This is a genomic window from Actinomadura graeca, assembly GCF_019175365.1.
In the GTDB taxonomy this organism is placed as follows: Bacteria; Actinomycetota; Actinomycetes; order Streptosporangiales; family Streptosporangiaceae; genus Spirillospora; species Spirillospora graeca.
Genome location: NZ_CP059572.1, coordinates 4,503,935 through 4,530,086 on the forward strand (window position 1 = coordinate 4,503,935; position 26,152 = coordinate 4,530,086).

At 68.4% G+C, this 26,152-nt stretch carries 32 protein-coding genes, 2 tRNA genes and 1 riboswitch; of the genes, 16 read left to right on the top strand and 18 right to left on the bottom strand.

Annotated features, from left to right (window positions below; translation table 11 throughout):
* Positions 1–156 precede the first annotated feature (156 nt).
* Positions 157–429, bottom strand: a complete 273-nt coding sequence (locus AGRA3207_RS19850) for a hypothetical protein (protein WP_231328545.1) — start codon at positions 427–429, stop codon at positions 157–159.
* A gap of 223 nt (positions 430–652) precedes the next feature.
* Between AGRA3207_RS19850 and AGRA3207_RS19855 the strand changes: the two genes are divergently transcribed.
* Complete coding sequence (locus tag AGRA3207_RS19855) at positions 653–799, top strand: hypothetical protein (RefSeq protein ID WP_231328546.1); 147 nt, start codon at positions 653–655, stop codon at positions 797–799.
* Between the two features lie 61 nt (positions 800–860).
* On the opposite strand, the gene AGRA3207_RS19860 is transcribed toward AGRA3207_RS19855, so the two are convergent.
* Positions 861–933, bottom strand: a tRNA-Arg gene (locus tag AGRA3207_RS19860).
* A gap of 315 nt (positions 934–1,248) precedes the next feature.
* On the bottom strand, positions 1,249–1,566 hold the full coding sequence (locus AGRA3207_RS19865; protein WP_231328547.1) for a hypothetical protein: 318 nt from the start codon (positions 1,564–1,566) through the stop codon (positions 1,249–1,251).
* Positions 1,567–1,854: 288 nt separating this feature from the next.
* Here AGRA3207_RS19865 and AGRA3207_RS19870 point away from each other — a divergent pair, with 288 nt between their 5' ends.
* The 5 genes from AGRA3207_RS19870 to AGRA3207_RS19890 all read left to right on the top strand — a co-directional run bounded on the left by AGRA3207_RS19870 (position 1,855) and on the right by AGRA3207_RS19890 (position 6,494).
* Positions 1,855–2,274 carry a hypothetical protein gene (locus tag AGRA3207_RS19870; RefSeq protein ID WP_231328548.1) on the top strand — a complete coding sequence of 140 codons (420 nt, stop codon included), beginning with the start codon at positions 1,855–1,857 and terminating at the stop codon, positions 2,272–2,274.
* Positions 2,275–2,405: 131 nt separating this feature from the next.
* Positions 2,406–2,498, top strand: a tRNA-Ser gene (locus AGRA3207_RS19875).
* A 205-nt stretch (positions 2,499–2,703) separates the two neighbouring features.
* Positions 2,704–3,435, top strand: a complete 732-nt coding sequence (locus tag AGRA3207_RS19880) for an LLM class F420-dependent oxidoreductase (protein ID WP_231328549.1) — start codon at positions 2,704–2,706, stop codon at positions 3,433–3,435.
* Between the two features lie 711 nt (positions 3,436–4,146).
* A complete protein-coding gene (locus AGRA3207_RS19885) occupies positions 4,147–5,814 on the top strand; it encodes an eCIS core domain-containing protein (protein WP_231328550.1) in 1,668 nt (555 codons plus the stop codon).
* Between the two features lie 98 nt (positions 5,815–5,912).
* Entirely contained in the window at positions 5,913–6,494 is a 582-nt protein-coding gene (locus tag AGRA3207_RS19890; RefSeq protein ID WP_231328551.1) for a DUF6506 family protein, read from the top strand.
* A gap of 33 nt (positions 6,495–6,527) precedes the next feature.
* Here the strand turns inward: AGRA3207_RS19890 and AGRA3207_RS19895 are convergent, their stop codons facing one another.
* Both AGRA3207_RS19895 and AGRA3207_RS19900 read right to left on the bottom strand, forming a co-directional pair.
* Complete coding sequence (locus AGRA3207_RS19895) at positions 6,528–7,643, bottom strand: hypothetical protein (RefSeq protein ID WP_231328552.1); 1,116 nt, start codon at positions 7,641–7,643, stop codon at positions 6,528–6,530.
* Positions 7,644–7,807: 164 nt separating this feature from the next.
* Positions 7,808–8,320 (bottom strand): hypothetical protein, encoded by a 513-nt coding sequence (locus AGRA3207_RS19900; RefSeq protein WP_231328553.1) that lies wholly within the window; start codon positions 8,318–8,320, stop codon positions 7,808–7,810.
* A 265-nt stretch (positions 8,321–8,585) separates the two neighbouring features.
* Between AGRA3207_RS19900 and AGRA3207_RS19905 the strand changes: the two genes are divergently transcribed.
* On the top strand, positions 8,586–8,759 hold the full coding sequence (locus tag AGRA3207_RS19905; protein WP_231328554.1) for a CsbD family protein: 174 nt from the start codon (positions 8,586–8,588) through the stop codon (positions 8,757–8,759).
* A 155-nt stretch (positions 8,760–8,914) separates the two neighbouring features.
* Here AGRA3207_RS19905 and AGRA3207_RS19910 read toward each other — a convergent pair whose 3' ends face one another.
* From AGRA3207_RS19910 to AGRA3207_RS19960, 10 genes are all read right to left on the bottom strand, one after another.
* Entirely contained in the window at positions 8,915–9,301 is a 387-nt protein-coding gene (locus AGRA3207_RS19910; RefSeq protein ID WP_231328555.1) for a VOC family protein, read from the bottom strand.
* A 73-nt stretch (positions 9,302–9,374) separates the two neighbouring features.
* On the bottom strand, positions 9,375–10,577 hold the full coding sequence (locus AGRA3207_RS19915; RefSeq protein ID WP_231328556.1) for a kynureninase: 1,203 nt from the start codon (positions 10,575–10,577) through the stop codon (positions 9,375–9,377).
* A 293-nt stretch (positions 10,578–10,870) separates the two neighbouring features.
* Positions 10,871–10,993, bottom strand: a riboswitch (cobalamin riboswitch).
* Between the two features lie 53 nt (positions 10,994–11,046).
* Positions 11,047–11,547 (bottom strand): hypothetical protein, encoded by a 501-nt coding sequence (locus AGRA3207_RS19925; protein WP_231328558.1) that lies wholly within the window; start codon positions 11,545–11,547, stop codon positions 11,047–11,049.
* 55 nt (positions 11,548–11,602) lie between these two features.
* Entirely contained in the window at positions 11,603–11,878 is a 276-nt protein-coding gene (locus AGRA3207_RS19930; protein WP_231328559.1) for a hypothetical protein, read from the bottom strand.
* Positions 11,826–13,340, bottom strand: a complete 1,515-nt coding sequence (locus tag AGRA3207_RS19935) for a hypothetical protein (protein WP_231328560.1) — start codon at positions 13,338–13,340, stop codon at positions 11,826–11,828. Before AGRA3207_RS19935 ends, AGRA3207_RS19930 begins: the two co-directional genes overlap by 53 nt.
* Positions 13,341–13,342: 2 nt before the next feature.
* Positions 13,343–14,050 (bottom strand): ABC transporter ATP-binding protein, encoded by a 708-nt coding sequence (locus AGRA3207_RS19940; RefSeq protein WP_231328561.1) that lies wholly within the window; start codon positions 14,048–14,050, stop codon positions 13,343–13,345.
* A gap of 134 nt (positions 14,051–14,184) precedes the next feature.
* Positions 14,185–14,460 carry a hypothetical protein gene (locus AGRA3207_RS19945; RefSeq protein ID WP_231328562.1) on the bottom strand — a complete coding sequence of 92 codons (276 nt, stop codon included), beginning with the start codon at positions 14,458–14,460 and terminating at the stop codon, positions 14,185–14,187.
* An 83-nt stretch (positions 14,461–14,543) separates the two neighbouring features.
* The gene (locus AGRA3207_RS19950; protein WP_231328563.1) at positions 14,544–14,846 is read right to left on the bottom strand and encodes a helix-turn-helix domain-containing protein; all 303 of its coding nucleotides are present in this window, start codon (positions 14,844–14,846) and stop codon (positions 14,544–14,546) included.
* A gap of 651 nt (positions 14,847–15,497) precedes the next feature.
* Complete coding sequence (locus tag AGRA3207_RS19955; protein ID WP_231328564.1) at positions 15,498–15,887, bottom strand: hypothetical protein; 390 nt, start codon at positions 15,885–15,887, stop codon at positions 15,498–15,500.
* Positions 15,887–16,084, bottom strand: coding sequence for a rhodanese-like domain-containing protein (locus AGRA3207_RS19960; RefSeq protein ID WP_231328565.1), 198 nt, complete (start codon positions 16,082–16,084; stop codon positions 15,887–15,889). The genes AGRA3207_RS19955 and AGRA3207_RS19960 overlap by 1 nt, the downstream gene beginning before the upstream one ends.
* Positions 16,085–16,700: 616 nt before the next feature.
* Here AGRA3207_RS19960 and AGRA3207_RS19965 point away from each other — a divergent pair.
* From AGRA3207_RS19965 to AGRA3207_RS19975, 3 genes are all read left to right on the top strand, one after another.
* On the top strand, positions 16,701–17,327 hold the full coding sequence (locus AGRA3207_RS19965; RefSeq protein ID WP_273699431.1) for a class I SAM-dependent methyltransferase: 627 nt from the start codon (positions 16,701–16,703) through the stop codon (positions 17,325–17,327).
* A 34-nt stretch (positions 17,328–17,361) separates the two neighbouring features.
* A complete protein-coding gene (locus AGRA3207_RS19970) occupies positions 17,362–18,540 on the top strand; it encodes an alpha/beta hydrolase family protein (RefSeq protein ID WP_231328567.1) in 1,179 nt (392 codons plus the stop codon).
* 136 nt (positions 18,541–18,676) lie between these two features.
* Positions 18,677–19,168, top strand: coding sequence for a hypothetical protein (locus tag AGRA3207_RS19975; protein WP_231328568.1), 492 nt, complete (start codon positions 18,677–18,679; stop codon positions 19,166–19,168).
* 68 nt (positions 19,169–19,236) lie between these two features.
* Here AGRA3207_RS19975 and AGRA3207_RS19980 read toward each other — a convergent pair whose 3' ends face one another.
* Positions 19,237–19,695, bottom strand: coding sequence for a hypothetical protein (locus AGRA3207_RS19980; protein ID WP_231328569.1), 459 nt, complete (start codon positions 19,693–19,695; stop codon positions 19,237–19,239).
* A 161-nt stretch (positions 19,696–19,856) separates the two neighbouring features.
* On the opposite strand from AGRA3207_RS19980, the gene AGRA3207_RS19985 reads away from it, so the two are divergent.
* Positions 19,857–20,381, top strand: coding sequence for a peptidylprolyl isomerase (locus tag AGRA3207_RS19985; RefSeq protein WP_231328570.1), 525 nt, complete (start codon positions 19,857–19,859; stop codon positions 20,379–20,381).
* Between the two features lie 47 nt (positions 20,382–20,428).
* Positions 20,429–21,316 (top strand): rhomboid family intramembrane serine protease, encoded by an 888-nt coding sequence (locus AGRA3207_RS19990; RefSeq protein ID WP_231328571.1) that lies wholly within the window; start codon positions 20,429–20,431, stop codon positions 21,314–21,316.
* Between the two features lie 147 nt (positions 21,317–21,463).
* On the opposite strand, the gene AGRA3207_RS19995 is transcribed toward AGRA3207_RS19990, so the two are convergent.
* A complete protein-coding gene (locus AGRA3207_RS19995) occupies positions 21,464–21,721 on the bottom strand; it encodes a cell division protein CrgA (RefSeq protein WP_231328572.1) in 258 nt (85 codons plus the stop codon).
* Between the two features lie 147 nt (positions 21,722–21,868).
* On the opposite strand from AGRA3207_RS19995, the gene AGRA3207_RS20000 reads away from it, so the two are divergent.
* The 4 genes from AGRA3207_RS20000 (at position 21,869) to AGRA3207_RS20015 (ending at position 24,045) form a co-directional block, all read left to right on the top strand.
* Positions 21,869–22,552, top strand: coding sequence for a DUF881 domain-containing protein (locus AGRA3207_RS20000; RefSeq protein WP_231328573.1), 684 nt, complete (start codon positions 21,869–21,871; stop codon positions 22,550–22,552).
* Positions 22,553–22,629: 77 nt separating this feature from the next.
* Positions 22,630–23,265: a class E sortase gene (locus tag AGRA3207_RS20005; RefSeq protein ID WP_231328574.1), complete on the top strand. Its 636-nt coding sequence runs from the start codon at positions 22,630–22,632 to the stop codon at positions 23,263–23,265.
* Positions 23,266–23,273: 8 nt separating this feature from the next.
* Positions 23,274–23,459: a hypothetical protein gene (locus tag AGRA3207_RS20010; RefSeq protein ID WP_231328575.1), complete on the top strand. Its 186-nt coding sequence runs from the start codon at positions 23,274–23,276 to the stop codon at positions 23,457–23,459.
* A gap of 4 nt (positions 23,460–23,463) precedes the next feature.
* Positions 23,464–24,045, top strand: a complete 582-nt coding sequence (locus tag AGRA3207_RS20015; RefSeq protein WP_231328576.1) for an anthranilate synthase component II — start codon at positions 23,464–23,466, stop codon at positions 24,043–24,045.
* 285 nt (positions 24,046–24,330) lie between these two features.
* Here AGRA3207_RS20015 and pknB read toward each other — a convergent pair whose 3' ends face one another.
* Entirely contained in the window at positions 24,331–26,151 is a 1,821-nt protein-coding gene (pknB, locus tag AGRA3207_RS20020; RefSeq protein ID WP_231328577.1) for a Stk1 family PASTA domain-containing Ser/Thr kinase, read from the bottom strand.
* Between the last annotated feature and the right edge of the window lies 1 nt (position 26,152).

Below are 26,152 nucleotides of genomic sequence, written 5' to 3' on the forward strand. Positions count from 1 at the left end.
TGACGATAGGCTGAGCGTGCCTCCTGGGCGGGAATATCGGTGTGCCGAACGAGAGAGCGGACCAGAGCCGGAGGCGGTCACCGATGACAGTGGAGGATGAACAGGGGCGAACTCCTCGGGACCTCTTGGACCTGATTCCTTCCGAGCTGGACGACCTTACTTGCCGCGTCGATCGGCTGGCGGCGGCTCTGGAAAGACGGCCCGCTCGATCCGGGCGACCCGTTCGCCCAGGTCGCGGACGGCCGCGAGGACTTCGGTGAGCTGCTTGGTCGTCATGTCAGCATCGGCAGGCGGTGGGGTTCCCTGCGACTGCCCTTGGGCCCTGGCGCCGGCCTGGTCGCGGACGAAGACGCCCTTGCCTTGCTGGCCGATCACTGCGCCTTCGGTCCGCAACACGCTGATGGCGGCCTTCACGACTTCGGCGGACACCTCGTACTCCTCGCCGAGCCGGGCCGTGGACGGCTGTGACTAGCCGGGACTGGCCGGGGGCAAGACGTCCGTCCTGGATCTGTTTTCGCAGGTCATCGCCTATCTGAAGATAGCCGGGCCGTCCGGTCCTCTTGACCATCGTCCGCCTTCCGCCGGGGGCTCTGCCCCAGTTCAGCACAGACACCTTCACGACCTGCGCCATATCCACGCGACAACGCTTCTCTTGGCGGGGGTCCCCGTCCACGTGGTGGCGGCGCGGCTTGGGCACGCTGACCCGTCCATCACGCTCCGGGTGTACGCCCACGTGATCAACCAGCAGCTCGTGGAGGCGGCCGAGATCTTCGCCAAGCGGGTGGAGGACGTGGCCTAGCTCGGAGGCGCCGTTAGCAAAAGCCCCCTTGCCGAAGATCGCAAGGGGGCTTTGAGCTGTGCGCACCCGAAGGGATTCGAACCCCTAACCTTCTGATCCGTAGTCAGATGCTCTATCCGTTGAGCTACGGGTGCCTGCCCTCCTGGCTCTCACCAGGAGCTTTACCAACGGGGCGAGAGTCTAGCAGCTCGCACGGAGGTGCTTGCGCTTAGGATTTCTCGCCGCTCGCGCCCTCCCAGTGTAGGGCACCCGCACCCATGGCCCGTCCCGGGACGGCCTCTCCGGGCACTGGTCGGCATCCCGCTGACGGGGCCGTCATCGCCTCTGTCCGCCTGGCTGCTACCGATGGGACGCCCGGCCGGGATCGTCCGTCCCTTCGTGTGATCAGGGCGGCGGACTCACTGCTTGCGTGGGGACGGCGAGGCGGTGTTGCTCGGGGGGAGCGCGGGTCAGCGCACGAACTTCACGCTGCCGAATCGGGTGGAGTCGTCATGCTGGCCTGGTTGGAGCGTCTTGATCGGCGCGCCTGTGCACGTGTTGCTCGCGTAGAGGGTTGCGTCACGGTTGGTGTCGTTCGAGGCGTTGCTGCCTCCTGGGGCGACGTAGCACGTGCTGTCGACCGGGTTACGAAGAGCGTGGGGGATGTTGCCGGGTTGGGTGCGGTAGGTGAAGACGCCGGTGGCTGCTTGCGCGGGCGCCGGGCTGGTCAGTGTCAGCGCCGCCATGGCCGTCAGGCTGCCGAGGAGCAGAGGCGCACGATGTCGCATTAGTCACTCCTTGCCTATAGTTCGTAACGTAAAGTTACAATCTTAAGGTCTTGTTCGGGCGTCATATGTGGGTGGTGGCGGCGCTAGAGCTAACTCACCGCAGGACACTCCCGCAGAGCTGCATGCGGCGTGAGGTGTCGGGAGTCGCCGGACGCGGGAACGTTGCAATGTGCCCTGGATCACGGAACCGTTCGTGGCGGGATGGCATCAAAAGGGTAATCGAGACGGATGTGACCAGTGAGGTCTAATCTCGTCCGAGATCCCAAACCCCCTGAAGGAGAAACCCCCATGCGCATGTCTGCCACCAAGCTGGTCGGCGTCCTTGCCATAGGTGGCGCGATGCTCGCTTCCACGGCCTGCGGGCCGATCGACTCCGTCACCGGCGGAGGCAAGAAGAACACCGCATGCAAGAACATCGAGACGGAGCTGCGGAACATCGCGTCCGGTGGCGTGTCGAGCGGTTCGGCGGCGAACGCGCAGAAGTTCTCGGATGCGGCCACGAAGATCCGCGCCGAGGGGCAGAACGCCGGCGGCGACGTCGAGACCACCGCGACCAAGTTCGCGGGCGACCTGGACGACACCGCCGCCACGCTGCGGCGACTCAGCTCCGGCAACCTGTCCGGCGGCTCGCCCGACTTCACCGCGATGCAGCGGCACGGCAACGAGCTCGGCAAGGCGTGCGGCTACTCCGGCTTCCGCCTCGGCTGACGCGCGCAACGTTCCGCTCCCACGGTCCTGGGAGCGGAACGCCAGGATTCGGACTATGCTTCTGTGACCTCGGCCAGGCTTTGCCGGTTGGCGCGCTGAACCGGTACTCTGTGCTGAGCCTGATGGCTGCTGGAGGATTCGCCTAGTCCGGTCTATGGCGCCGCACTGCTAATGCGGTTTGGGTTTACCGCCCATCCGGGGTTCAAATCCCCGATCCTCCGCCACTCACCTGCGGGGATGCGTCCAATGGCGCATCCCCGCAGGTGTTTTTGCGCACAATGCACGCGCAATCGGCGGCGCCCTGGCCTATGTGGCTTCAGGAGGTGGTGCAGCGGGCGGGGAGGGTCGCTTCGAGCGGGGCGGGACGAAGGTGCCGATGCTGCGGGTCGCGTTGGCTCGGTGGCGAAGGTGTTCACTGGGTGGTGGTCGGTGGTGCTGGCGATCGGTCGCTGGAGCCGCCGGGTGGTCCCGTCGCGGGCCACTAGGCTGCTGATCATGGCAATCAACTCCCGTCCGGTGCGGATCGGTGTGCAGATCGCCCTGCAGCACGCCGACTACTCGGACATCCGCCGTGCCGCGGAGCAGGCCGAGGACGCCGGCGTGGACATCATCTTCAACTGGGACCACTTCCTGCCGATCTCCGGCGACGAGCGTGGCAAGCACTTCGAGTGCTGGACGGTCCTCGCCGCATGGGCCGAGCAGACGTCGCGGGTGCAGTTGGGTCCGCTGGTGACGTCCATTGGCTTCCGCAACCCGGACCTGGTTTCGGACATGGCCCGCACCGTCGACCACATCAGTGGCGGCAGGATGATCCTGGGCATCGGTGCGGGCGCGATGGAACGGGACTTCGCCGAGTACGGCTACGAGTTCGGCACGCCCGGCAGCCGGGTGGACGCGCTGGCCGAGGCGCTGCCCAGAGTCGAGCAGCGGTTCGCCAAGCTGAACCCGCCGCCGGTCCGCAAGATCCCCGTGCTGATCGGCGGTGGCGGCGAGCAGAAGACGTTGCGGCTGGTCGCCAGGCACGCGGACATCTGGCACTGGTTCTCCTCCGGTGAGGAGTTCGCCCGCAAGAAGCAGGTGTTGGCCGAGCGCTGCGCGGAGATCGGCCGCGATCCGGGTGAGATCGAACTGTCGGCGGGCGTGAGCGGCGATCCGAGGTGAACGGATCCGCGCTGCTGGAGCAGGGGGTCACCACGTTCACTCTTGAGGTGCACGCCCCAACTTCGACATGTCCACGGTCCGTGCTTGGGTGGCTTGGCGGGACAAGTTGGGCTATTGACGCAGTCTCCATCTATGCAACGGCACGGGGGTGCGGTCGTCAGTCGCTGCTACATCCCGGTCGTCGCTGGTGCGTTGGCGCTGGTAGGTCTGTGCGTGATGGCTTGCACGTCCGCGCGTCAGCTTGCGTGTGCGGCGTCGGATGACTCGCGAGCGCCTGTTTCGTTGTCGTCGGCCGGACTCTTGGGGTCGGCAAGCATCGCTGTGCTCTTTACGAGTAGGCCGTCCGAGGGCCTTTGGGGCATGGCGTGCTTGAGCGAGGGTGTGGTCGCTGGCCGCAGGGCTTTGCGGCAGCTCGTGCAGTTGGTTGTTCATCCTGTCCGTGTGTGGACGGGGCCGGTGTGCCCGGATCGTCCGGTGTCCGTTCGGGCAACGACCGTTGGTGGGGTGCCTGCCTGAGTGTTCCTTACTCCTGGACGAGGCGCGGGAGAGCATGAGAGGTCGGGACATCGTCCGAAGGAGCGAACTGTGCGTGAGCTGAGGGGCCGCCGGACGGACGGCAGGGCACGGCGGACACCGAACGCGACGCGAGCCCCGGCGAGTGGGCTCATAGCGGGGGACCTTCAGGAGTCCGCGCCCACTCCCGCCTCGATCATGGCGTTGCAGCGGATGGCCGGCAACGCGGCCGTGGCACGCTTTCTCTCTGCTGAGCCCCAGGCCGGGGCGGGTCTGGGGCAGGAGGAGACGGCCCTTGCGGAGGATGGCCCGGCCGTTCAGCGTAAGCGTGTGGAGCGTGTTCTGAGGTCTCCGGGACGGCCCCTGGACGAGCCGGTCCGCACCGAGATGGAGGCCCGGTTCGGCACGGACTTCTCCGATGTCCGCGTGCACACCGACACCTCGGCGCACGAGGCCGCCGAGTCGGTCCAGGCGGAGGCCTTTACTTCGGGCTCTCACATCGCTTTTCGACGCGATCGGTACTCCCCCAACTCTTCCAGCGGCAAGAGTCTGCTCGGACATGAGCTGGTCCATGTGCAGCAGAACCGGGACGGGCTGACCGCCGGGACCGACAATGGCCACGGGCTATTGATGACCCATCCGTCGCATGACCTCGAAAGAGCCGCCGACACCGAGAGTGCCGCCGCCCTCGGCAGACCGGTCTCCCTGCAGCGGGCGGTGACCCGAGAGGAGGCCGGGTCCGCGTCCGACCTGGGGGTCGTCGCGCCGGACATCCCGGTGCAGCGTTACGTCGTCGTGCAGCCGGGCGACCACGACTATCCGCGACGACGCCGGGTGGGCCAGAGCACCTCGCTCGACGAGACCTTCACCTCACAGGAAATGATCAACAACAGTTTCGTCGGTCCTGATGGTGAGATCAATGTCCGCTACACCGGGCGTGCCCCGTTGCGCATTTCCGAGAAGAAGGACCTCGCCGTCGAGCACAACACCGGCAGCCCGTTCATCCAGGCCAAATCCTTCTTCGCCACCCAGGAGCGGATCGCCCAGGCCAACCAGAATCTACAGGGAAGAGTCAATTTCCAGACCGGAAGCCACATCCTCCATTTGCGCCGGACGACGAGATCTCTTCTCATGCGATCCGGTGAGGAGGTGGTGACCCTCTGGGAGGTCGAGCCGGCGGTGGCGCCCACGCACGCCCCGGCCCAGTCCGGGCTGGACGTCCGTCTCCCTCAGCGCTGCGACGACATGGCCCAGCAGGTGACGGGCATGGTGGGCATCGTGGGCGGCACGATGGAGGACAGGTACTGGGAAGGTCTCGCCGCCGTTCTCGGTGATGTGACCAAAACGTCCCGGAAAACCTATCTTGACGAATTTTATGGCGCCAAGCAGCACGTCATCGACAGCCTCAACCTTCCGGACCAGCAGAATCCGCAGACCCAGGCGGCGATACAGCAGGCAAAGGACGAATATTCGCACGTCATGCAAAGTATGCTGCAGATCGCGATGAGGGAGCGCACCCAGTACCCCGATGACTTCAAGAAGGCGCTCTGGAGGCGCCATCTGAACGAGTACACGCCGCCGGCGGCGATCGGCGACGTCCTCATGATCAAAGCACTTCGCCCGGACGGCACCTCCGGATCGGTGGACTTCCACTACGGCGGGGTCATCGCCAAGAGCGGCACCGACTACATCACGATGGAGAACTACGCCAGGCACGAGGGCACGGAGACGCTGAGCAGCAACGACCCCCAGTGGTACTTCCAGATGTACGGCGCCGAAAAGCAGTTTCAGAGCTGGCACGAACAGTGGGACTGGGACAACCTGTTCCCCGACCGGGTCACGCTCAGCGTCCTGCTCCGCGGCTAGAGCCGGCGATCGGCGGCATCCGGAATGGGCCGTCTGGGGTTCTCTCTGTCGGCGATCCGGTTGACCTCAAGTTTGGTCGAGGTGACAGAGTCGCTCGCATGAGCGACGACAGGGTGATCATTTTTGAGGAGGCGGGCGCCGACCCGTCGGCCGACGTCATGACGATTCAGAACGGCGGCGGACGCACACGTGTGCGGGCGGTCGACGGGCCGGAGCACATGGTCGGGCTGGTGTCCCGGCTGGTCGGCGAAGGGGTGACGCAGATCGAGCTCTGCGGCGGGTTCGGTGCCGTGCCGCACGCCGCGGCCGGGCGGGCGAGCGGTGGGAAGGTGCCCGTGGGGGCCATCTATTACGGGTTCGAGTCGCTGACCGGCGTGGCCTCGTACAAGACGCGTTTCGAGGCCGGGGAGGCGCTGTCGGAGGCGTTCATCATCGTGCACGACGGCGCCGATCCGTCCATCGACGTGGTGGTGCGCGAGAAGGCGGACGGCGGCAGGACGACCTTCGTGGCGGTGCCCGACGAGGCGGCCGGCGGGCAGGTGGCCGGGAAGATGGCCGGAGAGCTGCATCTGATCGAGCTGTACGGCGGATCCGGGCCCGAGGGGGCCGAGTCGGTCATCCGCGCGGTGGACGGCCGAGTGCCCGTCGGTGTCAGCGCATACCGGCGTGCTGAGGCATGACGTCACGAGCCCGTGTCCCCCCGGGCCGGGACGTCAGCCGGAGGCGCGGGATAGGAGGTCGCGGGCGCGCTCAGGGAAGGTCCGCAGGTGGTCTTGCCAGGTCGCGCGGCATGGCGGGCACGGCTCGATCCCGCCGAACTCGCCGATCTCCTCGGCGCCGTAGACAGGGCGGCGGCGACACCGCGGGCATTTGTCGGTATCGGGCCGGGTGAGCATGTTGGCGAGTCCCGCGAACAGCACCCGGTCCTTCTGGGCCAGGACGGCCTCGTACCGTTCGTCGGCGGCGCTGGTGACATCGTTGCGGTACCAAAGCTTGGTGTTCTTGCGTGTCAGGGCGACGACCTGCGTGGTCTCCGGTTCGCCGAGCTTGAGGCCGTCCTCGACGAACCGGTATCTGCGCATCATCACGTGGATCGGGCCACCGAGCAGCCGCGTGAAATTGACGGCGCTGCGTCCGGCGGTGGTGCGGGCCCACTGGGTGTCCAGCGCCCAGAGCGCCTCGCGGTAGGAACGGAAGGCCGCCTGGCGGACCTCTGGGCCGACGTATGCGTAGGTGTTGTGGATCTCGCCCTCGGCCCGATGTTTGTAGAAGGCCACCGCGTCATAGAGCCCCACCCCCATCTCGGTGACAAGGCGGTAATCCCGCTCGCCGAGCCAGGCGACGTCGTCGTTGCAGGCGATCGCGGCGGCGATGAAGAACCGGAGCATCGCGTCGCAGTCACGTAACCGGAACCAGTCGATCGGCGAATGCGCCAGCGCGTCGGCGTAGCAGCGCATCAATCGTGAGTTCCTGCGTCCGCTGGACTTCTCCGTCATGAACAGCAGGGACGCCCGGTATTCACGCGCCATCTCGTCGCGGACGGCGCCATTCCCGAACAGCTCGTCCAGGAGTTCGTCGATGTCGTAGCCGAGGATGGGAGCCGGGGACAGCACGTCGACCATGTCCCCGAAGACCTCCCCGACGATCCCGACCGCGCACAGCCGGGCCAGTGCCAGATAGCGGTCCCAGTTCGTGAAGTGCGGGACGACCGACCGGTTGTACTCCCAGGTCTGCGCCAGCGTCTCGGCTATCCGGCCGGGGCTCAGCCCGGATTCCGCCAGATCGCCTTCGAGTTCGCGGGGATAGAACCATTGGTCCGTGATGGTCATGTCACGGTCCCTTCGATCGGCGTAGCGACCGTTTCGCGGACGTCATCGCCATGGCCGGTGCCGTCCTGGAGCGCGTGGGTATCAGATGTTCTCCCGGGCGCGTTGCGCTTCGCCCGGAAGAACACCTTCGGACCTGTCGGTGGGACGGGGCGCGGCGGACTCGATCAGCAGTGTCCGCGGGCGGGTAGAGGGTTGGTCTCGCTGTTGATGTCGCCGTCGCTCATGTATCCCCATCGGCCATTGTCGGCCTGGGTATAGGCCCACCGGTTGGGGTGCGGCCCGTTGTTGTTGCGTCCGCCTTCACACCGGTAACTGAACCAGCTCGTCGTGGTGTACATGTAGCCGACGAGGGCGCCGTCCCTGGCGACGACCTTCGCGCCGCGGCGGTTGTTGCACCACCATCGGCCCCCGCTGGGCCAGCAGGGAGCGGCCTTGGTGGCGGCGTCGTTCTGGTCCGTCTCCGCGCCCGGCGCTGCGTCGTCCTGCGCCGCCGTGCCGCCGGGCGCGGCCTCGTTCTGTGGCGCCGGGGCACCGAGGACGGCGTCGACCGTGCCTCCAGGGGTTCCGGCGGTGGCGGCGCCGGCCAGGCCGGCCATCGCGGTGGCTGTGAGGACGGCGCTCGCCACCAGCGTGGCGGCGCGCACTGTCAACGCACGTCGGGGGGCGGTAGTGGTCATGACAAAACCTCCCTTGTCACGCTCAGTTATCAGACGAGTACACCACGATGCCCGCGCCCATTGACTGACGGCAGCAGTGACAAAAGCACCACCACCTCGTCGAACGACGGTGTCGCCACCCACGCTGTCGCGAGGAAACAGCCTGGTCAGGAGGGTGCGAGCGGGTCGAACTGCGGGGCCTCGGCGGTTCGGCCGCGCATCATCGCATTTTGGACGGGTAAGGCAGATGCGTACTGATCAGGGCGAACAGGGAGGACGGCTTCCCATGGGGAACAAGGACAAGGCGGCCAACACCGGCGACAAGCTCAAGGGCAAGGCCAAGGAAGTCGCCGGCAAGGTGACCGGCAACGAGCGCCTTGAGGCGGAGGGCAAGAACGACCAGGTCAAGGGGGACCTCAAGCAGGCCGGTGAGAAGGCCAAGGACGCCTTCACCGACTGATCGAGCGTCCAGGGATCGAGGCAGGCCACCGCCAGGAGCGGTGGCCTGCCTCTGCCCGGAGCTTTGGCCGACGCACGACCCGCGACGCGACGCGACGCGGCGTGGCGCGGGGCGGGGCGGGGCGGCGGGCGCGATGCGGGGCGGCGTGGCGCTTGTTACGCCGGGCCGGAGGGGGCCCGGCTCAGATCCACGACGCAGAAGCGGTTGCCGTCCGGGTCGGCGAGGACGACGAAGTCAGGGTCCGGCGGGTACAGGTCCCACGTGATCCTCTCGGCTCCGAGGCCGATCAGACGCTCCACCTCGGCTTCCTGCTCGGCCGTGGTGTCCACCATCAGGTCGAGGTGGATGCGCGGGTGTTCCTGGACGGGCGACTCGCTGAACATCAGCGCGAGTGCCCGGCCCGACCCGTCCGCGTGCTCAAGGGTCCTCCAGGTGGGCGCCTCCCACTCCGATGTGGCGACCAGGTTCAGCGCCGACGTCCAGAAGGCCACGGCGCGCGGGACGTCGGTCACGCCGATCACCGGGAATCCGAGTCTGAGCATGAGGGCGAGTCTAGGGAGCGTCCACGTGCGTCCAGGGCCGGCGGACCGTCCGGCGGGATCGTTCCGCGGACGCTCAGACCACCAGATCGCGGAGCGTGCACACCGCGGCGTAAACCTCGCGGTGGGTGGTGTAGAGGGGGTGGAGGCCGAACCGCATCAGGTCCGGCGGACGATGGTCGGCCGCGACGCCGTTGTCCCTGAGCTCCTGGACGATCTTCGGCGCGTCGCCGTGGCAGACCGCGACGTGACCGGCCCGGCGCTGCGGCTCCCGCGGTGTGGCCACGGACGCGGCCGTCCCCGTGAGGAGTTCCTCCGCGCAGGTCATGAAGAAGCCCGTCAGCGACAGGCTGCGTTGACGCACCTGCCGCATGTCGACGGCGTCGTAGGCGTCCAGGGCCGCTTCGAGCGCGATCATGGAGATGATCGGCGGGGTGCCGATGCGGGCGCGGGCGATGCTGGGCGCGCCCTGGTAGGTGTCGCGCATGCCGAACGGGTACTCGTGGCCGTTCCAGCCGGGGAGCGGCTGGTCGAAGACGTTCTGGTGACGCCCGCCGACGTAGATGAACGCCGGTGAGCCGGGGCCGCCGCACAGGTACTTGTAGGTGCAGCCGACCGCCATGTCCACGTCGTTGGCGTCCAGGTCGACGGGAACGATCCCGGCGGCGTGGCACAGATCCCACACCGTGACGCAGCCGGCGGCGTGGGCGGCGCGGGTGAGGCCCGCGAGGTCGTAGAGCTCGCCGGTGCGGAAGTCGACCGGTTCGTGGAGCAGCACCCCGATGGCCTCGCCGTCGGCCCGGAGGTAGCGTTCGATCTCGGCCGGGGGGACGCGCCGGACGGTCAGGTCCAGCATCCGCGCGGCCGAGTCGGTGATGTACCGGGCGGTCGGGAACTGTGTCGTGACGCTCAGGATCACCTTGCGGCCGGGACGCAGCCGGGACGCCGCGACGAGGGCGTTGAACAGCTGCACCGTGGTGGAGTCACTGACCACCACCTGGCCGGGGGCGGCGCCCAGCAGCCGCCCGATCTTGTCTCCGGCGCGGGCGGGGGCCTCCCACCATCCGTCCTCCCACCATCCGTCGATGAGCCGCCGACCCCACTGGACGTCGACCGCCTCGCGAACGGCGGCCGAGACCGAGGAGGTCAGCGGCCCCAGACACGTGCTCTCCATATAGATCTGGCCCGCGGGCAGGACGAATCGCTTCCGCACATGGGCCAGCGGATCTGCGGCGTCCAGCCGCTCGGCTTCCTCGTTCAGGGACTCGGATACGCGCACGTTCATAGTCGACCTCTCGCCTGGTGGCCTTGCCGGTGGTGTGTTTCTGGGAGCCCACGACGAATGCACAGCACCAAGAAGGGGGCGCCTTCGAATGTGTCGCGCCTGGCGGAGCACGTCAAATGACATGGCATGTTTGGCAGATTCTTGTCGTGCCCCGCCCGGCGCATCGAACCTGCGTCCCGCAGGCAAAAGACCACGTGCCTGCAACGGTTCTCAGAACTCCTCGTCGAGGCTGACGGCGCCTTCCGTGCCGATCTGGTAGGCCGAGACCCGGCGCTCGAAGAAGTTGGACAGCTCCTGGACGTCCTGCAGTTCCATGAAGGCGAAGGGGTTGGCGGGGCAGTCCCGGAATCGCACCGGGTTCCCTCTTACGACACCCGTCCCTGGGTGGGACGGGTGAGCCAACGTCAGAGGAACCATACATCTTGTGGTGCCATAGTCCTACCAACACCACATGTAGATACTCTCACTCCCGTGTCCGCCGGGCCCGGCGCAGGGCGACCGCCTCACGGAGGCCGTGCACCAGGTTCCGGCCGTCGCCGAAGAAGGGCAGGAGGAACACGAGGTGGACGAGATACCACCAGGCCAGGGCCCGGTCGAGTCCCATGCTCCACAGCCCGGCGCCGACGATCACGCACGAGGACGGACCGGCCACGGCGACGCCCGCGCTCTGGAGGGCCGTCATCGTCCCCGCTGGGATCACCGATGTGCGCCACATCGTCCGCTCGATGGCGATGTGCGTGACGTGGGGAAGGCGCTTGAGCACCACCACGTGCGCCACCTCGTGCAGGGCGAAGGAGCCCGCCAGGCCCAATGCCGCCGCCTTGAAGAACCACCACGCCATCTCCGCCGGGACGCCGTCGCCGGACGACGCGAACCACGCCAGCGCCACGGCCAGGAGGCCGCCGAGGAAGGCCAGCAGCGGCCAGACCTGCAGGACCACGGCCGCGGCGACCGCGCGGACCACCGGCCCGTCCCGGTCGTGGGCGGAGGGACCGGGCGCCGGATCGCCGGCGGAGGGGTCAGGCGCCGGTCTGCTGCTTGATGAGCTGCTCACGGCGGTGCTTCAACCCCCGGTAGGTGATGTGGGTCATCGTGAGGACCGCGGTGGCGACCACGAAAATGACGATCAGGGCCGTGGGATTGGCCACGCCCATGGTCACCCCGGTCGCCCCGTTGCCCGTGGGCTTCGCCTTGAAGAAAAGCGATCCGAACAGCGTCTCCCGGTAGATCGGCTTGTCACCGTCAGTTGAGAACATGAGATACAGAAGGGCCGTCACCGCGATCGCCAGGGTCAACAGGACCGACGCGAGAGCGGACGTCATGACCCACCGTGCCTTTATCATTCCTTCTCCTCGATTCACTGATCCGGATTCCCTGGACCGCGTACCAGACGGACAGCGCGCACGCTCCGCCGAGGACTCCTCTGGCCGCCCACGGCGGCAGATTGAGCAGGCCCAGCCCGATGGCCGCCAGCGCGAACGCGACGCCGAACGCGGAAAGGCCCAGGAAGACGGAGAACGGATTGTCCTTCTCCGCGGGGAAGACGATGCTGATGCAGGTGGTCATGACCACGCCGCCGAGGCAGCCGAGCAGGGCCGGGCCGCTCTGGACGAAGGCGTCCCGGTCGGCCGCGAGGAGGATCGCGAGTCCCGGCACGGCGAACAGGACCAGCAGGACGACCTGCGCCTTGACCAGCCGCCCGTAGATCCGCCAGGGGGAGGTGGCCGTGCCGGGGATCATCCGCAGCGGCTGCGTCGCGGTGAACTGGTAAAGACCGCCCAGGGAAAGGACGGCGAGGCTCCACATGGGATTGACCGCGGATCGCAGCGTCAGGTAGGCGAACAGCGCGACGGTCATCACGGCACCGATCGATGTCTGCGAGTTGCGGAGCAGACACCAGTCATAGGCGTTGAGGAAACGGCCCGGCAGCCTGCCCATCGAGACGTTCAGGAACCGCGACTGGCGGACGTGCTGGTTCGGAGTGAGCGCCAGTGTGAGGACCATGAGCACGGCCGCGAGGAGCACCGCGCCCGCGAGGGCGGGGACGGCGCCGTACCGGTGCCACGACCACGACACCGACGTGACCCACGAATAGCGGGTCCGCTTTTCGAGATAGTCCTCGCTGACGTCCGTGATGAGCGTCCGCATCTGGACCGAATACAGAACCACCAGCCCGAACATCACGAGGACGGACAGGACGCCCGCGATGCGGCTGAGTCCTATCAGCCCCCACAGCCGCGCCAGGAGCTGGTACACGACGCTCAGGGCGAGGTATGTCAGGAGGACGGGCAGGATGATCGACGCGGTGATACGCGGGACGGCGTCCGGGCCGAGCAGCAGCAGCGCGCTCACGGCGAGCGAAACGAAACCCACTCCGGCGACGATCCCCGTCGTGCCCGCCTCGTACATCAAGAACGCCACGGACCGTTCACGGTTCGTCAGCGGCAGCTGATAGCTCAGCGTGAGCATTCCCTCCGCATTGATGAAGAGCACCTTCACCAGCAGGAAGGCGATCTGCACCCACAGGACGAGGGAGACCGTCGATGTGTCGAACAGCAGCCGCCAGGCGGCCATGTCGTCGACCAGCGACTTGAGAAAGAAGTACGCGGACGCGCACAGGACCCCGAGGAGTAACGCCGCGGCCGATAACGCGAAGACCTTCACCGGAGTGGACCGCAGGACGCCCATTTTCAGGACCCTGCGCCGGAAGAAGACGAAGAGCAGCCGGGCCAGGGCGGCGGAGTGTCGCAGTCGCATGCTCACCGGCCGTCCGTTCCGAGGTGGTGGAACACCATGTCGCTCAGGGAGCCGTACTCGTCGATGAGGTCCGAGGTGGGCGCGTCGGAGACGACGTGCCCGAGGTCGAGGAAGACGATGCGGTCCGCGAGCCGTTCCAGGACGGGGAAGTCGTGGGTGCACAGGAGGATCGACCGTCCCTCGTCGCGCACGCGCCGGAATTCCTTCTCGCTGAGGTGGAGCGCTTCGAGGTCGATCCCGTTGAGCGTCTCGTCGATGATGGTCAGGGGCCGGCGCATGATGAGCGCGGACACCAGCTGCGTCTTCTTGCGCATGCCGTGGGAGTAGTCCTCGATGAGGTGCCCGTAGCGTCCGTCCATCGAGAACCTGCGGAACAGCTCCTGCGCCTCGGAATGGTCCACGTCGACCTGGAACAGGTCCCCCAGCAGCGAGACGTACTCGCGGGCGGTGAGGAACTCCGGCAGGTAGTCGTTGCTGGACAGGTACATGCCCATCGACTTCGCCTCGGCGGACGCGTGCTTGTGGCCGCCGATGCTGATCGACCCGGACTGGAGCCTCAGCAGATCGAAGATGTTCTTGATCAGCGTGGACTTGCCGGAACCGTTGGGCCCGACCAGGCCGACGATCACCCCTTCCTCGACCGACAGCGAGACGTCCGCGAGGACGTTGACGATGCCGTCGTAGGAGTAGCTCACCTTATTGACAGTCAACTGGCTCATTGTCACGTTGGTCTTTCGCCGAGTCCATCAGGTGGTGGTGCCCAGGCGGGCTGGGCTGTTGCTGGCGAATTCACCCGCCTGGGCACCGCACTGAAAAACGTCGACCAACCGCCTGGCGGCCTAGGTCACCTGCATTCGAAGTAGACCTTCAGGCCGAAGTTCTTGTACTGCCAGTGGCCGGTGAACGTCTTGTGCTGCTTGACCACGCACCAGACCGCCATCCCCGCGAGCAGGGTGGCCCCTAAGGCGAGGATGACCGCGACGAAGACCAGGAACCAGGCGTCGTAACGGACCAGTCCCTCGTCGATCCTCTTCTTGATCGACTCCACCGCGCGCGTGCGCCGGTCGAGCATGCGCGCGGTGACGGATTTCGTCACCAGTGCGGGTACTGTCATCGACATACGGCTTCCTCCCTCTGTCAGGCGCGGCGTCTCCGCGCCTGACAGATAATGTCGCCGATGCTTCTCTGCGGGGCCATTGGACCTTAGGGGCTGGAATCGAAGGGACTGCTACTTTGGTTCCATTCACAGGCCGGCGCCTGGCTGATGACGAAGGACACCAGTCCGGCCTGGAGCCTGGATTGGACCACCAGCTTCTCCATGATGGAGGTGATGTGGCGCTTGACGGTGCGTTCGGATATCTGAAGGTTCTGGGATATGGACCGGTTGTCACATCCGTAACCTAAGTACAGAAAGACTTGGAGTTCTCTGGGCGTGAGGCGGCCGACGAGACGCAGCGAGTCCGCCAGCCAGTCGAGCTCCGATTCCCCTGCCTTGATCTTCACCATGCATCCCCCCGTGTGGTGACGCCCTCCTCGCCGGGCGCTCGCGCCCGGCTACCGCGCCGGGCCGCCCAACTCTTCGAGAAACACGGGGTCGCCCGCGCGGTCCGCGAACCGCCTGCGGGCATCCCGCACGTGACCCTTTCCTTCACCATGGCGGCCGCCCGGCGGCGGGGGTACACGGGGAGGGTCGGTAAGTCCCCGGTGCGGCGGCCGGACGCCCCTGCGCTGCGGTCCTCCAAGGTCTATCTCCCCTTGGCCCCCGGGAGCCTCCGGACGATCGCGCAAGCTCGCCGGTGAACAGGACCGCCAAATTTTAGGCCGACACTAACAGGAAGGTTGATCCTCAGTAAAGCGCGTCATCGAGAAGCGGTGCCGCGCTAAGGGTCCATCCGATGATTGTCAGGGTTCTCCACGATGTACGACCCCAGGGCCACCTGATAAGCACTTCGGCCACAGTGCCCGATTGGAACATACCAAGATAACTAAAGGTTTCCTCAGGGCGGTCTGTACACCATTGCCCTCAGCCGGGCGGCGGCGCTGTTCGGGCAGGGGATGCCGTGCGCGGAGGCCGTCGGCGCGGACCCGTGCTCCGGGCCTCCCGGCCCGGAGCGGGCCCCGCCACAGCGGAATGGAGGACGTCCGCCGGTCGCGCTCTCAGCTCGGGCGCAGGACGTCGGCCGGGACGGGACGGAATCCCGAGCAGAGGACGCGAAGCCAGACGATCCGGTCGTCGGCGACGGCGTAGTAGACCTGCTGCTCGACCAGGTGCCGGCCGTCTCCGGTGCGGACTTCGAGGCGATAGGAGAGGTGTTCACGGTCGCCCACGCGGTCGGTGGCGACATGGAGGAGGCGTTCGATGTGGTCGTCGGGTTCGAACCAGCGGCCGAGGACGATCCCGTCGACGACCTCGTCGGCGCTCTCGGCGTCCCAGTGCCGTCCGGGGGTCAGGGCCTTGAAGTCGATCGGGTCGCCGAGCAGCGTCCGCAGCGCGTGGCGATCCTTCGCGGCCAGCGCGCGGGCGAACCTTTCGCCGAGGGTGCCCATCACCGCTCGCCGCCGTGTACGCCCCGGGGAACCCGCAGGGCGCCCGGAACGCGGCCTTCACGCTCGATCTCACCGGGCCCGCGGAGGTCGACGAGCGTGACCGGCCCGGCCTCCAGCGCCTCGGAGACCTCGGCGGCCGAGATGTTCCGGACCTGGGTGCGGGCGTGGGCGACCATGTCGCTGACTGTGCTTCCCATCGAGGGTCCCTTCGCAGGTGGTTCCCGCTATCACACAGCAGTCGGAAGAAGATCGCACCTGTGGACGGCAGGGAAACCCGGGAGGACGATCACGCGAGACGGCCGCCACGCCGCCAGTCCGCCCCAGAAGGCCGTCGCGCGCGGGCTGAAGGGGCAGGGCAAGCAGGCGGAGGATCTCCTGATGGGTCACGACACTCGTCATACGGTGCCCTTCGGCTCTCGTCCGATGCGGGCGGCATGGCTCCGCTTCCACAGCATGCCGGCCCCTCGCGGCGCGGAAAGCGTCGATCCCACCGAGGGCGAGACCCTCTGACCGGGAGGGACGGCCAGGGAGCCACGCCCGCCGCGCGGCCCCCCGGCCGTCTCTTTCCTCCTGCCCACGCTCCGCACGGTGACGCGTGGATGTGCCTCGCTGGTGAGACGCGTAACGTGCCCGGGTGACCGGAACAGAGCGTGAGCGACCACGTGAGACGTTCAACGAAGTACCAGAGTTGTACGACCGCGTCCGGCCGGGGTACCCGCGGCAGATGTTCGACGACCTGTCCGCGCTCGCGCCGGTAGGGCCGGGCTGTCGCGTGCTGGAGCTCGGCTGCGGGACGGGACAGGCGACGGTCCCTTGGCAGAGCGCGGCTGTCGGGTCGTCGCAGTGGAGCTGGGAGCCGGAATGTGCCGGGTTGCGCGCCGCAATCTGGAGCGTTTCCCCCAGGTGGACGTCGTGACCGCCGCGTTCGAGGACTGGCGGCTGCCCGACGAGGCGTTCGACGTGGTGGTGTCGGCGACCGCGTTCGACTGGATCGACCCCGCCGTCCGGGTGGCCAAGTCCGCTGATGCGCTCCGCCCCGGGGGTGTGCTGGCCACGGTGTCCACGCATCATGTGGCGGGCGGCACTGAGGACTTCTTCGCCGAGGTCCAGGATTGCTACGAACGGTTCGATCCGTCGACCCCGCCCGGACTGCGGCTGCTCGCCGCCACCGAGATCCCCCAGAACAGGGACGAGCTGGACCGCTCGAATCGTTTCGGCCCGGCCGTCTTCCGTCGGTACGAGCGCGAGTTGACGTACTCGACCGGGGACTATCTGGATCTCCTGCGCACCTACTCCGGACATCGGGCACTGGCATCCGACGCGCGCGACGCGCTGCTGGAGTGCATCGGCAGCCTGATCGACCGGCGGTACGGCGGCCGTGTCATCAAGCGGTATTTGACGGAGTTGCGAGTTGCGCGGCGGGCCAGCGAAAGCCACTGAAAACGACCTCGGCCATAAGGGACAGGCAGCGGTAATGCCGATGGTGCAGCAGGCTGTACACTTTTTCGATCTCGACAACGGGCCTGCGATGCGCCGCGTCCCGATGGTTATGAATGTTCGAGATCGATTCAGCGTCAGGGTGATGGCGGCCCTGCCGCTCGTGGTCGGGCTGCCGGCGGCGGGCGCGTCGGCCCCCGCCGCGGCGGCAGGCGGCGGCGGTCCGGTGGCGGTCGCCGAATACGACCTGGGTGACACCGCCTTCACCGATCCCGAAAGCGGCACGGTCAGTGAATTGCGCGCGGTGGTGCACTATCCGCGCACGACCACCGGCCGGCTCCCCTTGATCCTCATGGCGCACGGGCTGTGGTGGCAGTGCGACGTCAAGTTCGTCAAGGACTGGCCGTGCGCCGATGGCGCGCACCCGTTCCCGAGTTACCGCGGCTACGACTACCTGGGTGCCACACTGGCCTCCCGCGGTTTCGTCGTGGCGTCCATCAGCCTGAACGGCATCAACCGCGGCACGGTGAGCGATCCCTCCGACCGTGCCCACCTGATCAACGAGCACCTGCGGCTGTGGCAGCGGCTGGCCGGCCACGGCGACGGCCCGCTCGCCGGGCGGTTCGTCGACGCGAGCACCCGGCAGCCCGTCACGCCGCCGTTCCCCGGTCATGTCGACATGGCCCGCGTCGGGACCCTCGGGCACTCGCGCGCCGGCAAGGGGGTCATGTGGCAGGCATCGGACGAACACCGGGGCGAATGGCCGGACGGCGTGGGCATCAAGGCCGTCCTCGGACTGGCGCCGGTCAAATTCGACGATCCGGAAGGCGACCACAGCGACACCCTCGCCACAACACTGCCGTTCACGGTGGTCACCGGCAGCTGTGACGGCGACAGCGGCGAACTGGGGCAGGAGTACCTGGACGACGTCGCCGGGCAGAACACCGTGACGGACTTCTCGATCTCACTCCAGAAGGCGAACCACAATTTCTTCAACGTAACCTGGACGCCGCCGTACAAGTTGGGCGAGGACGACAGCACCTGCCCGGCCGAGGAACTGACACCTCGCCAACAGCAGGGCGCATTCACCGACTATGCGGTCGCCTTCTATCGCTACGAACTCTACGGAGACGCAACCGCATTGCCGGTCTTGACCGGCAAGCGCCCCCTGCCGGGCGTCACCGCCAAGGTACGCGTGGTCCCCCCGAAGCAGTAGCACCGGAAAATGGCCCGCCCCGCCCAGGTCGGCGTATCGCCATGCGATATGCCGACCTGGCCCAGCGGCAAGACACCGTCCCAGTGACGCGTCATAGCCGGGGGGCGTCGAGACGCTCAAGAAGGGCGCGCAGCCGATGCATGACGACGCCCTCATCGGGCCCCGACTCCGCACCCTGCGCCACTGGCGCGGCCTCTCTCTCGGCAAGGCCATGTACATGCACGCCCGTCCCAATGAGGGGAACGTGGCCCAAGCGGGGCGCCGGGCCGAGGCCGAGGCCGCGCGGCTGGAGCCCCACGCCGTCGAAGGCGAGGCGGTGGAGGTGCTGGGCGCGTCCGGCGCGAAGGTACTCGAACTCGCGGACCGGGGCGACGCTCGACGGGTCGCCTCGTACCCGGCGCGGAACGTGAACTTCCTCAGCGAGGTCGGCCGCGGCCTTGCCCGCGAGCGCGCGACACAGGGTGCGGCGCTCCGCTGGCTGCGCGAGGCGGAGAAGACCGGCCCCCAGCGCGTCCGCAACAACGCGCGCGTCCGGGAGTCGGTGACGGTGATGCTGGAACAGGCGCGGGTGGCCTCGCAAGGCCGGGAGCTGCGAGGTCTGGCGTCCCGGATGGGGCTACCTCACTGAGTGGACGCAGAGGCCGGTGGCGTGGCGGAGGGCCCGGCCTCTGGTGGCCGGGCCCTCCACGGCGCCCGTCAGTTCGGCGAGTGCACCTGGCCGTCGGCGTCGGAACCGGAGACGGTCATCGAGTCGGCCGACGTGGCCTGGTCCGGGTCGCCGGAACCCGCCACGGTGCCGCGGCGGGTCACCACCGCGCCCGCGACGCCGACCGCGGCGACCGCCCCGACCATGGCCATGACGGCGCCCCGGCGGGGGCGTTCCTTCCTCGGCGGCTCCACCCGGTGGGCGACGTCGCTGAGGAACCCGCTCACCCGAGGGGCGAGGCTGGTCTCCACGTACCCGGCCGCCCGGCGGAGCCGGGGAGCACCCCAGCCGCGGGCGACAAGGACGCGCTGGGCGGTGGCAGGGCCGATCCGCTCCGCCGCGCTAGAGGCGCGCTGACGGGCCAGTCGGGCACCATGCCGGGCCGCTTCCTGGGCGCGGCCGAACCGCGTGCCGACTTCCTCGCTCGGCTTCCGGCGGTTACTGATCATTAGGGACACGCTAACCTCCCTGTTTGCGAGGTCCTGTTCAGCACCCTTCCCAGAGGCCGGGAGGTAAACCCCGTCCGCGTGATCGATCGATTACTTTGCGTGATGGATTCGTGCATGTCCGGGACCGACCGGAAAACCCACTTCACGAGGAGGCGGCCAGCGTGGCCAACGAGATCTTCGCAACGCTCAACACGTCGCTCGGCAAGATCGTGGTCCAGCTCTACCCGGAGCAGGCCCCCGAGACGGTGGCCAACTTCGTCGAGCTGGCGGAGGGGAGCAAGACGTGGCATGACCCGCGCACCGGCCAGAAGACCGACGCCCGGCTGTACGACGGGACGATCTTCCACCGCGTCATCGACGGGTTCATGATCCAGGGCGGTGACCCGCTGGGGACCGGCACCGGCGACCCGGGCTACAAGTTCAAGGACGAGTTCCACCCCGACCTGAAGTTCAACAAGCCCTACCTGCTGGCCATGGCCAACGCGGGGCCCAACACCAACGGCTCGCAGTTCTTCATCACCACCAACGTCGCCGCGACGCAGCACCTGACCGGGCGTCACACGATCTTCGGGAAGGTGATCGAGGGCACCGACGTCGTCGACGCGATCGGCAAGGTCCCCACGGGCGGCGGCAACCGGCCCAAGGACGACGTGACGATCACGTCGGTGACGATCGAGCGGCGTTAGTCGTCTTACTGGGTGAGAGTCCCGCACCGGCCCGACGGAGCGCCCACATGAGCACTGAGCCCAAGCCCGACACCTCGGTACCGACCTGTTACAGGCACCCGGGGCGGGAGACGTACGTGCGCTGCACGCGCTGCGACCGCTATATCTGCCCCGAGTGCATGCGGGACGCGGCCGTCGGGCACCAGTGCGTGGAGTGCGTGGCCGGGGCCAACCGGGGTGCGCGGACGGCCAGGCCGGTGACGCCGCTGGGCGTCCGCGGGGCGGCGTCGGCGGTGCCGGTCGTCACGTACACGCTCATCGGGCTGTGCGGGCTGGCCTACCTCATCGAGCTGTCGTCCTGGCGGTTCATCGCGGACTACATGATGATCGGGCAGGCGGGCCTCCCCAACGGGGACGTCGTCGGGGTCGCCGAGGGCGAGTGGTACCGGCTGGTCACGTCGATGTTCCTGCACCAGCGCGGCGGGTCGTTCGGGATCGCGCACATCATCTTCAACATGTGGGCGTTGTGGGCGATCGGCCCGGCGCTGGAGCAGGTGCTCGGACGGTGGCGCTTCCTGGCCCTGTACATGCTGTCGGGGCTGGGCGGGTCGGTGCTGCTCTACCTGGTGTCCCCGACCGAGTCCGCGGTCGGCGCGTCCGGTGCGATCTTCGGGCTGTTCGGCGCGTACTTCGTGATCGGCCGCAGGCTGGGCGGGCAGGTCGGGCCGATCGTGTTCCTGCTGGGGATCAACCTGGTGATCACGTTCTCGGTGCCGGACATCTCCTGGGAGGGGCACATCGGCGGCCTGGTGGTCGGCGGTGCGCTGGCGGCGGCCCTGGCGTACGCGCCGGCCGCGCGGCGGCGGCTGGTCCACATCGCGGCGCCGCTGGTCATGCTGGGGCTGCTCACCGCACTCGTGGTGGCCAAGACCGCGGAGTTGAGCTCGGCCCTGTAGGCCGGGTCCGGCCGTCCGGGCCGAGCTCGGCTCCGCGCCTGTGGAAAACCTGGGGAAAGCCGGGGTGGGAGATCCCCAGTCTGTGGATAACCGTCGCGGTCGATCCACGGTGAGAGCGTCGCACACCCGGACGGTCCCGGGACGCCGTCACCGCCAGCGGGTCGAGAGCACCACGCCGAGGATGATGGCGGCGAAGCCGATCCCCAGGTTCCAGTTGTGCAGATCGCTCATGAACGGGACGTCGGTGTTCGTGCTCGCCGTCACGTAGAAGACCGCGATCCAGGCCAGGCCGACCAGCCAGAGCCCGACCATCGTGGGCACCAGCCAGCGGGGGCTGACCTCGGGAGCCTTGGACCTCTGCGGGGGCGTGTAGACCGCCTTCTTGCGCACTTTGGACTTGGCCACGGTGGGATCGATCTCCTCGGGCGTCCGGCGGCCGGAGCGCCGGTCCGCGCATGGGTGGTTTGTCGGTTAGCGTAGTCGCTGGTGAGCAGCGTACGGCGTCCGGCGTGGGGAAGCATCATCCCAGCTATCACGCTTGTCGCGGGAACCTTGTTCGCGGCGAGCGCGAGCACGGCCCGCGGCACGAGCCTGCGCGACGAGGGCCGCACGCGGATCACCGACCTCATCTCCGCAGAACAGCGGCGGGGTCACCGCGAGCGGGACGAGTACCGGCGGCTGCGCCACGAGGCCGACGCGATCTCCCGGGAGGCGGGACGGCACGACGCCCGTGTGAAGCAGGCGCAGGGAGAGGCAGACGATCTCGCTGCCGAATCCGGTTTCGCCCCTGTCGCCGGACCCGCCGTCCGCGTGTCCCTCGACGACGCGCCGCCGCCCGGACCGGGCGAGCTGCCGCACGGCGTCCGCCCGGACGACCTCGTCGTCCACCAGGGGGACGTCCAGGCGGTCGTGAACGCGCTGTGGGCGGGCGGAGCGCGCGCGATGCAGATCATGGACCAGCGGGTGATCTCCACGAGCGCCGTGCGCTGCGTCGGCAACACCCTGATCCTCCAGGGGGTCGTGTACTCGCCGCCGTTCCGGATCACCGCCGCGGGCGACCCCGCCCGGCTGCGGTCCGCGCTCGACGCGTCACCTCAGATTGGGACGTACCGTAAGTACGTCCGCGCGTACGGGCTCGGATACGCGGTCCGTACCCTGGATCGCGCCACCTTGCCCGCCTACACCGGAAACGTCACCATGAAGCACGCGACGGTGCCCGGCGGCGACGGCCCCTAGCGCGACGGGCGCGCGGGACGGGACGCGTTCCGGTGGGGCCGGAACGGCACCGACAGGAAAGCGGAGGGGGATGCCCGGTGCGGGTGATCATCCGTGGCATGGGCGAGCTGTGCATCACCGCCGGTCTGGTCCTGATGCTGTTCGTCATGTACGAACTGTGGGGGACGGGCCAGTACACGCGCGCCCAGCAGGACCGCCTCGGCCGCGAGCTGGCGAAGACGTGGACGTCGTCGGCGGTGACCACCGAGAAGGTCAGGCTCGGCTCGGGCCTCGCGATGATCCGCATCCCCCGGTTCGGACGCAAATACCACTTCGTCGTCATCGAGGGCGTCGCCCGCGCCGACCTGCGCAAGGGCCCCGGCCACTACCCCGGCAGCGCGATGCCCGGCCAGATCGGCAACTTCGTCGTCTCCGGCCACCGGACGACCTACTCCGCGCCGTTCAACCGGCTCGGCGAGCTGCGCGCCGGGGACGAGATCCTCATCGACACCCGGGACCGGCAGTACGTCTACAAGGTCACCGGACGCGAGATCGTCAAGCCGTCCGCCGTCGAGGTGACCGCGCCCGTCCCCTTCCACCCGAAGAAGCGGCCGACCGAAAAGCGGATCACGCTCACCACCTGTCACCCGAAGTACTCCGCCGCGCAACGGATGATCATCTTTGGGGAGCTGTCCGCCGAGCTGCCCCGCGCCGCCGCACCGAACGGAAAGTAGAGGACACCGTGTACGCCTGGATCTGGCGCCGGCTGCCGGGAACCTGGCAGACCAAGACCGCCATCGCGCTCCTCCTCGTCATCGCCGCCGGCATCGTGTTCTGGTTCGTCGTGTTCCCGTGGATGGAGCCGAAGGTCCAGTTCGACCACGGTGTCGTGGACGGCACGCCATCCGCTCCGCCCGGGCCGGGGTGAGCCGGTGCGCGTCCTCGTCGTGGACAACCACGACAGCTTCGTGTTCAACCTCGTCCAGTACCTGCGGGAACTGGGCGCCGACTGCGTCGTGAAGGACCGCTCGGACGTCACCGTCCGGGACGCCGCGTCCGTCGCGGGCGTGCTGCTGAGCCCCGGCCCCGGGCACCCCGCCGACACGGAGGTGTGCCTCGATCTCGTCGAGGACGCCGGGCACCGCGGAGTGCCCCTCCTCGGCGTCTGCCTCGGCCACCAGGTGATCGCGCACGTGCACGGCGCGACGGTGTCGCGGGCGCCGGAGGTCGTCCACGGGTACGCGAGCCCGATCGCGCACGACGGCGCCGGCGTGTTCCGCGGCCTGCCCGACCCGTTCCCCGCGACCCGCTACCACTCGCTCGCCGTCGAGCCCGCCACCGTGCCCGGGGACGTCCTGCGGATCACCGCGCGGACGCCGGACGGGATCGTCATGGGCCTGCGGCACCGGACGCTGCCCGTCGAGGGCGTCCAGTTCCACCCCGAGTCGGTGCTGTCCGCCGACGGGCACCTGCTCCTCTCGAACTGGCTTGAGATGTGCACGTCCCTCGTATGACCTGCGTATTCGCCGTGACGGCACGACGTCGGCGAGTCGTTCGCCGCTCGGTACGGAAAAATTCCGCTGAAATCCGTAACGTCCCGACATGCCACTCCGAAGACTCTAGTGAGGGCTTCCGCCATTGCCCCCGAGTGGCGGAGGCCCTCCCTCATGCCCGGCGGCCGCACCCGGTGGCCACACCCCGGCGGTCATGCGACCGCCCGCCCGGCACGCCCGGACGACGATCAGGGCCCCGGCCCCTCTCGCGAGGGGGCCGGGGCCCTGATCACATGTGCGGCTCGCTCAGCCGTCGTCGCCACCCGGGAAGCCGGGGAGCGTGGGCGTCGACGGGCTGGTCGGCAGCGTCGGCGTCGGAGACGGCTTCTGCGCCACGAAGATCGTGACGATGTCGCCCGGCGCCACCGTCGCGTCCGGGCCCGGCGACTGGTCGTACACGAAGCCGACCGCGACCGGGCGGTCCGCCGGCGGCGTGCCCCGCTCCACCTTGCACCTCAGCCCGAGACCCTCAAGCCTCGCGCAGGCCGCGCGCTGGCTGCTGTTGGTCAGGTTCGGCACCTTCAGGGTGCTCGGCCCGTTCGACACGTACACGACGACGTTGGAGTTCTTGGGCGCCTTCTCGCCACCCGACGGATCGGTGCGGATGACACTGAGCCGCGGGACGGAGTCGCTCGTCTCGACCTTCTTCTCGACGTTGAAGCCCTTGGCCTCCAGCAGGTTCTTCGCGACCGTGTACGGCTTGCCCGCCACGTCCGGGACCTCGACCTCCGCGGGCGGGCGCTTGCCCCTGGAGACCGTCAGCGTCACCGTCCCGCCCTCCTCGACCTCGCTGCCGGGCCTCGGGTCGGAGGTGATCACGTTGCCGCGCCGGATGTCGTCGTTGTAGTCGGTCTTCGGGTCGCCGACCTTCAGGCCGAGCTTGGTGAGCTGCGCCTTCGCCTGCGTCTGCGGGACGTCCACGATGCTCTGCGGGATCGGGACCTTCTCGGTGCCGTCGCCGCCGCCGCCCGACATCATGAACCCGATCACGGCGGCGCCGCCGATGAACAGCACGGCGAGCGCGATCCAGATCGCGGCCTTCTTCCCGCCGCCGCCCCGGTCGGGACCGTCCTCGTCATAGTGGACGGGCGGCAGGTCGTACCCGTTGCCGACCGGGCGCTGCACCTGCGTGCGGGCGGGACCGCCCTGCGGGTAGCCGCCCATCACCTGGGTGCCGCCCGGCTGCGAGCCCATCAGCATCGTGGACGCGGCGGTCGAGGCCACCGGCTGCCCCTGCAGGACGCGCTGGATCTCCTGCCGGAACTCCGTCGCGTTCTGGTAGCGGTGCGCCGGGTCCTTGGCCATGGCCTTCAGCACGATCGCGTCGGCCCATTGCGGGATCTCCGGGTCCACCTGGGAGGGTGGCACCGGCTCCTCGCGCACGTGCTGGTAGGCGATGGCGACCGGGGAGTCGCCGGTGAACGGCGGCTTGCCGGTGAGCAGTTCGTACAGCACGCAGCCGGTGGAGTAGATGTCGCTGCGGGCGTCCACCCGCTCGCCGCGCGCCTGCTCCGGCGACAGGTACTGCGCGGTGCCGATCACCTGGGCGGTCTGCGTCATCGTCGCCGCCGAGTCGGACATGGCGCGGGCGATGCCGAAGTCCATGACCTTGACCTCGTGCGCCCGGGTGAGCATCACGTTGGCCGGCTTGATGTCGCGGTGCACGATCCCGCCGCGGTGGCTGTAGTCCAGCGCCCGCAGGATCCCGTCGGTGATCTCCAGGGCCTTGTCGGGCAGCAGCGCGCGGTTCTCCCTCAGCAGGTCGCGCAGCGTGCTGCCGTCCACGTACTCCATGACGATGTAGGGGATGGACGTCTCGCCGATCATGTCCTCGCCGGTGTCGTACACGGCGATGACCGAGGGGTGGTTCAGCGACGCGGCGGACTGCGCCTCGCGCCGGAACCGGGCCTGGAACGTGGGGTCACGGGCCAGGTCGGAGCGCAGCGTCTTGACCGCGACCACGCGATCCAGACGCAGGTCTCGGGCACGGTAGACCTCGGCCATGCCGCCCCGCCCGATCACCGTGTCGAGCTCGTAGCGGCCGCCGAGCAGCCGAGGTTGACTCATA

Bases quoted from the DNA above. Each gene is read 5' to 3' on its own strand.
- AGRA3207_RS19865 (WP_231328547.1), bottom strand. From the start codon at position 1,566: ATGCGACATCGTGCGCCTCTGCTCCTCGGCAGCCTGACGGCCATGGCG.
- AGRA3207_RS19870 (WP_231328548.1), top strand. From the start codon at position 1,855: ATGCGCATGTCTGCCACCAAGCTGGTCGGCGTCCTTGCCATAGGTGGC.
- AGRA3207_RS19885 (WP_231328550.1), top strand. From the start codon at position 4,147: ATGGCGTTGCAGCGGATGGCCGGCAACGCGGCCGTGGCACGCTTTCTC.
- AGRA3207_RS19890 (WP_231328551.1), top strand. From the start codon at position 5,913: ATGAGCGACGACAGGGTGATCATTTTTGAGGAGGCGGGCGCCGACCCG.
- AGRA3207_RS19895 (WP_231328552.1), bottom strand. From the start codon at position 7,643: ATGACCATCACGGACCAATGGTTCTATCCCCGCGAACTCGAAGGCGAT.
- AGRA3207_RS19900 (WP_231328553.1), bottom strand. From the start codon at position 8,320: ATGACCACTACCGCCCCCCGACGTGCGTTGACAGTGCGCGCCGCCACG.
- AGRA3207_RS19905 (WP_231328554.1), top strand. From the start codon at position 8,586: ATGGGGAACAAGGACAAGGCGGCCAACACCGGCGACAAGCTCAAGGGC.
- AGRA3207_RS19910 (WP_231328555.1), bottom strand. From the start codon at position 9,301: ATGCTCAGACTCGGATTCCCGGTGATCGGCGTGACCGACGTCCCGCGC.
- AGRA3207_RS19935 (WP_231328560.1), bottom strand. From the start codon at position 13,340: ATGCGACTGCGACACTCCGCCGCCCTGGCCCGGCTGCTCTTCGTCTTC.
- AGRA3207_RS19945 (WP_231328562.1), bottom strand. From the start codon at position 14,460: ATGTCGATGACAGTACCCGCACTGGTGACGAAATCCGTCACCGCGCGC.
- AGRA3207_RS19950 (WP_231328563.1), bottom strand. From the start codon at position 14,846: ATGGTGAAGATCAAGGCAGGGGAATCGGAGCTCGACTGGCTGGCGGAC.
- AGRA3207_RS19955 (WP_231328564.1), bottom strand. From the start codon at position 15,887: ATGGGCACCCTCGGCGAAAGGTTCGCCCGCGCGCTGGCCGCGAAGGAT.
- AGRA3207_RS19960 (WP_231328565.1), bottom strand. From the start codon at position 16,084: ATGGGAAGCACAGTCAGCGACATGGTCGCCCACGCCCGCACCCAGGTC.
- AGRA3207_RS19970 (WP_231328567.1), top strand. From the start codon at position 17,362: ATGCCGATGGTGCAGCAGGCTGTACACTTTTTCGATCTCGACAACGGG.
- AGRA3207_RS19975 (WP_231328568.1), top strand. From the start codon at position 18,677: ATGCATGACGACGCCCTCATCGGGCCCCGACTCCGCACCCTGCGCCAC.
- AGRA3207_RS19980 (WP_231328569.1), bottom strand. From the start codon at position 19,695: ATGATCAGTAACCGCCGGAAGCCGAGCGAGGAAGTCGGCACGCGGTTC.
- AGRA3207_RS19990 (WP_231328571.1), top strand. From the start codon at position 20,429: ATGAGCACTGAGCCCAAGCCCGACACCTCGGTACCGACCTGTTACAGG.
- pknB (WP_231328577.1), bottom strand. From the start codon at position 26,151: ATGAGTCAACCTCGGCTGCTCGGCGGCCGCTACGAGCTCGACACGGTG.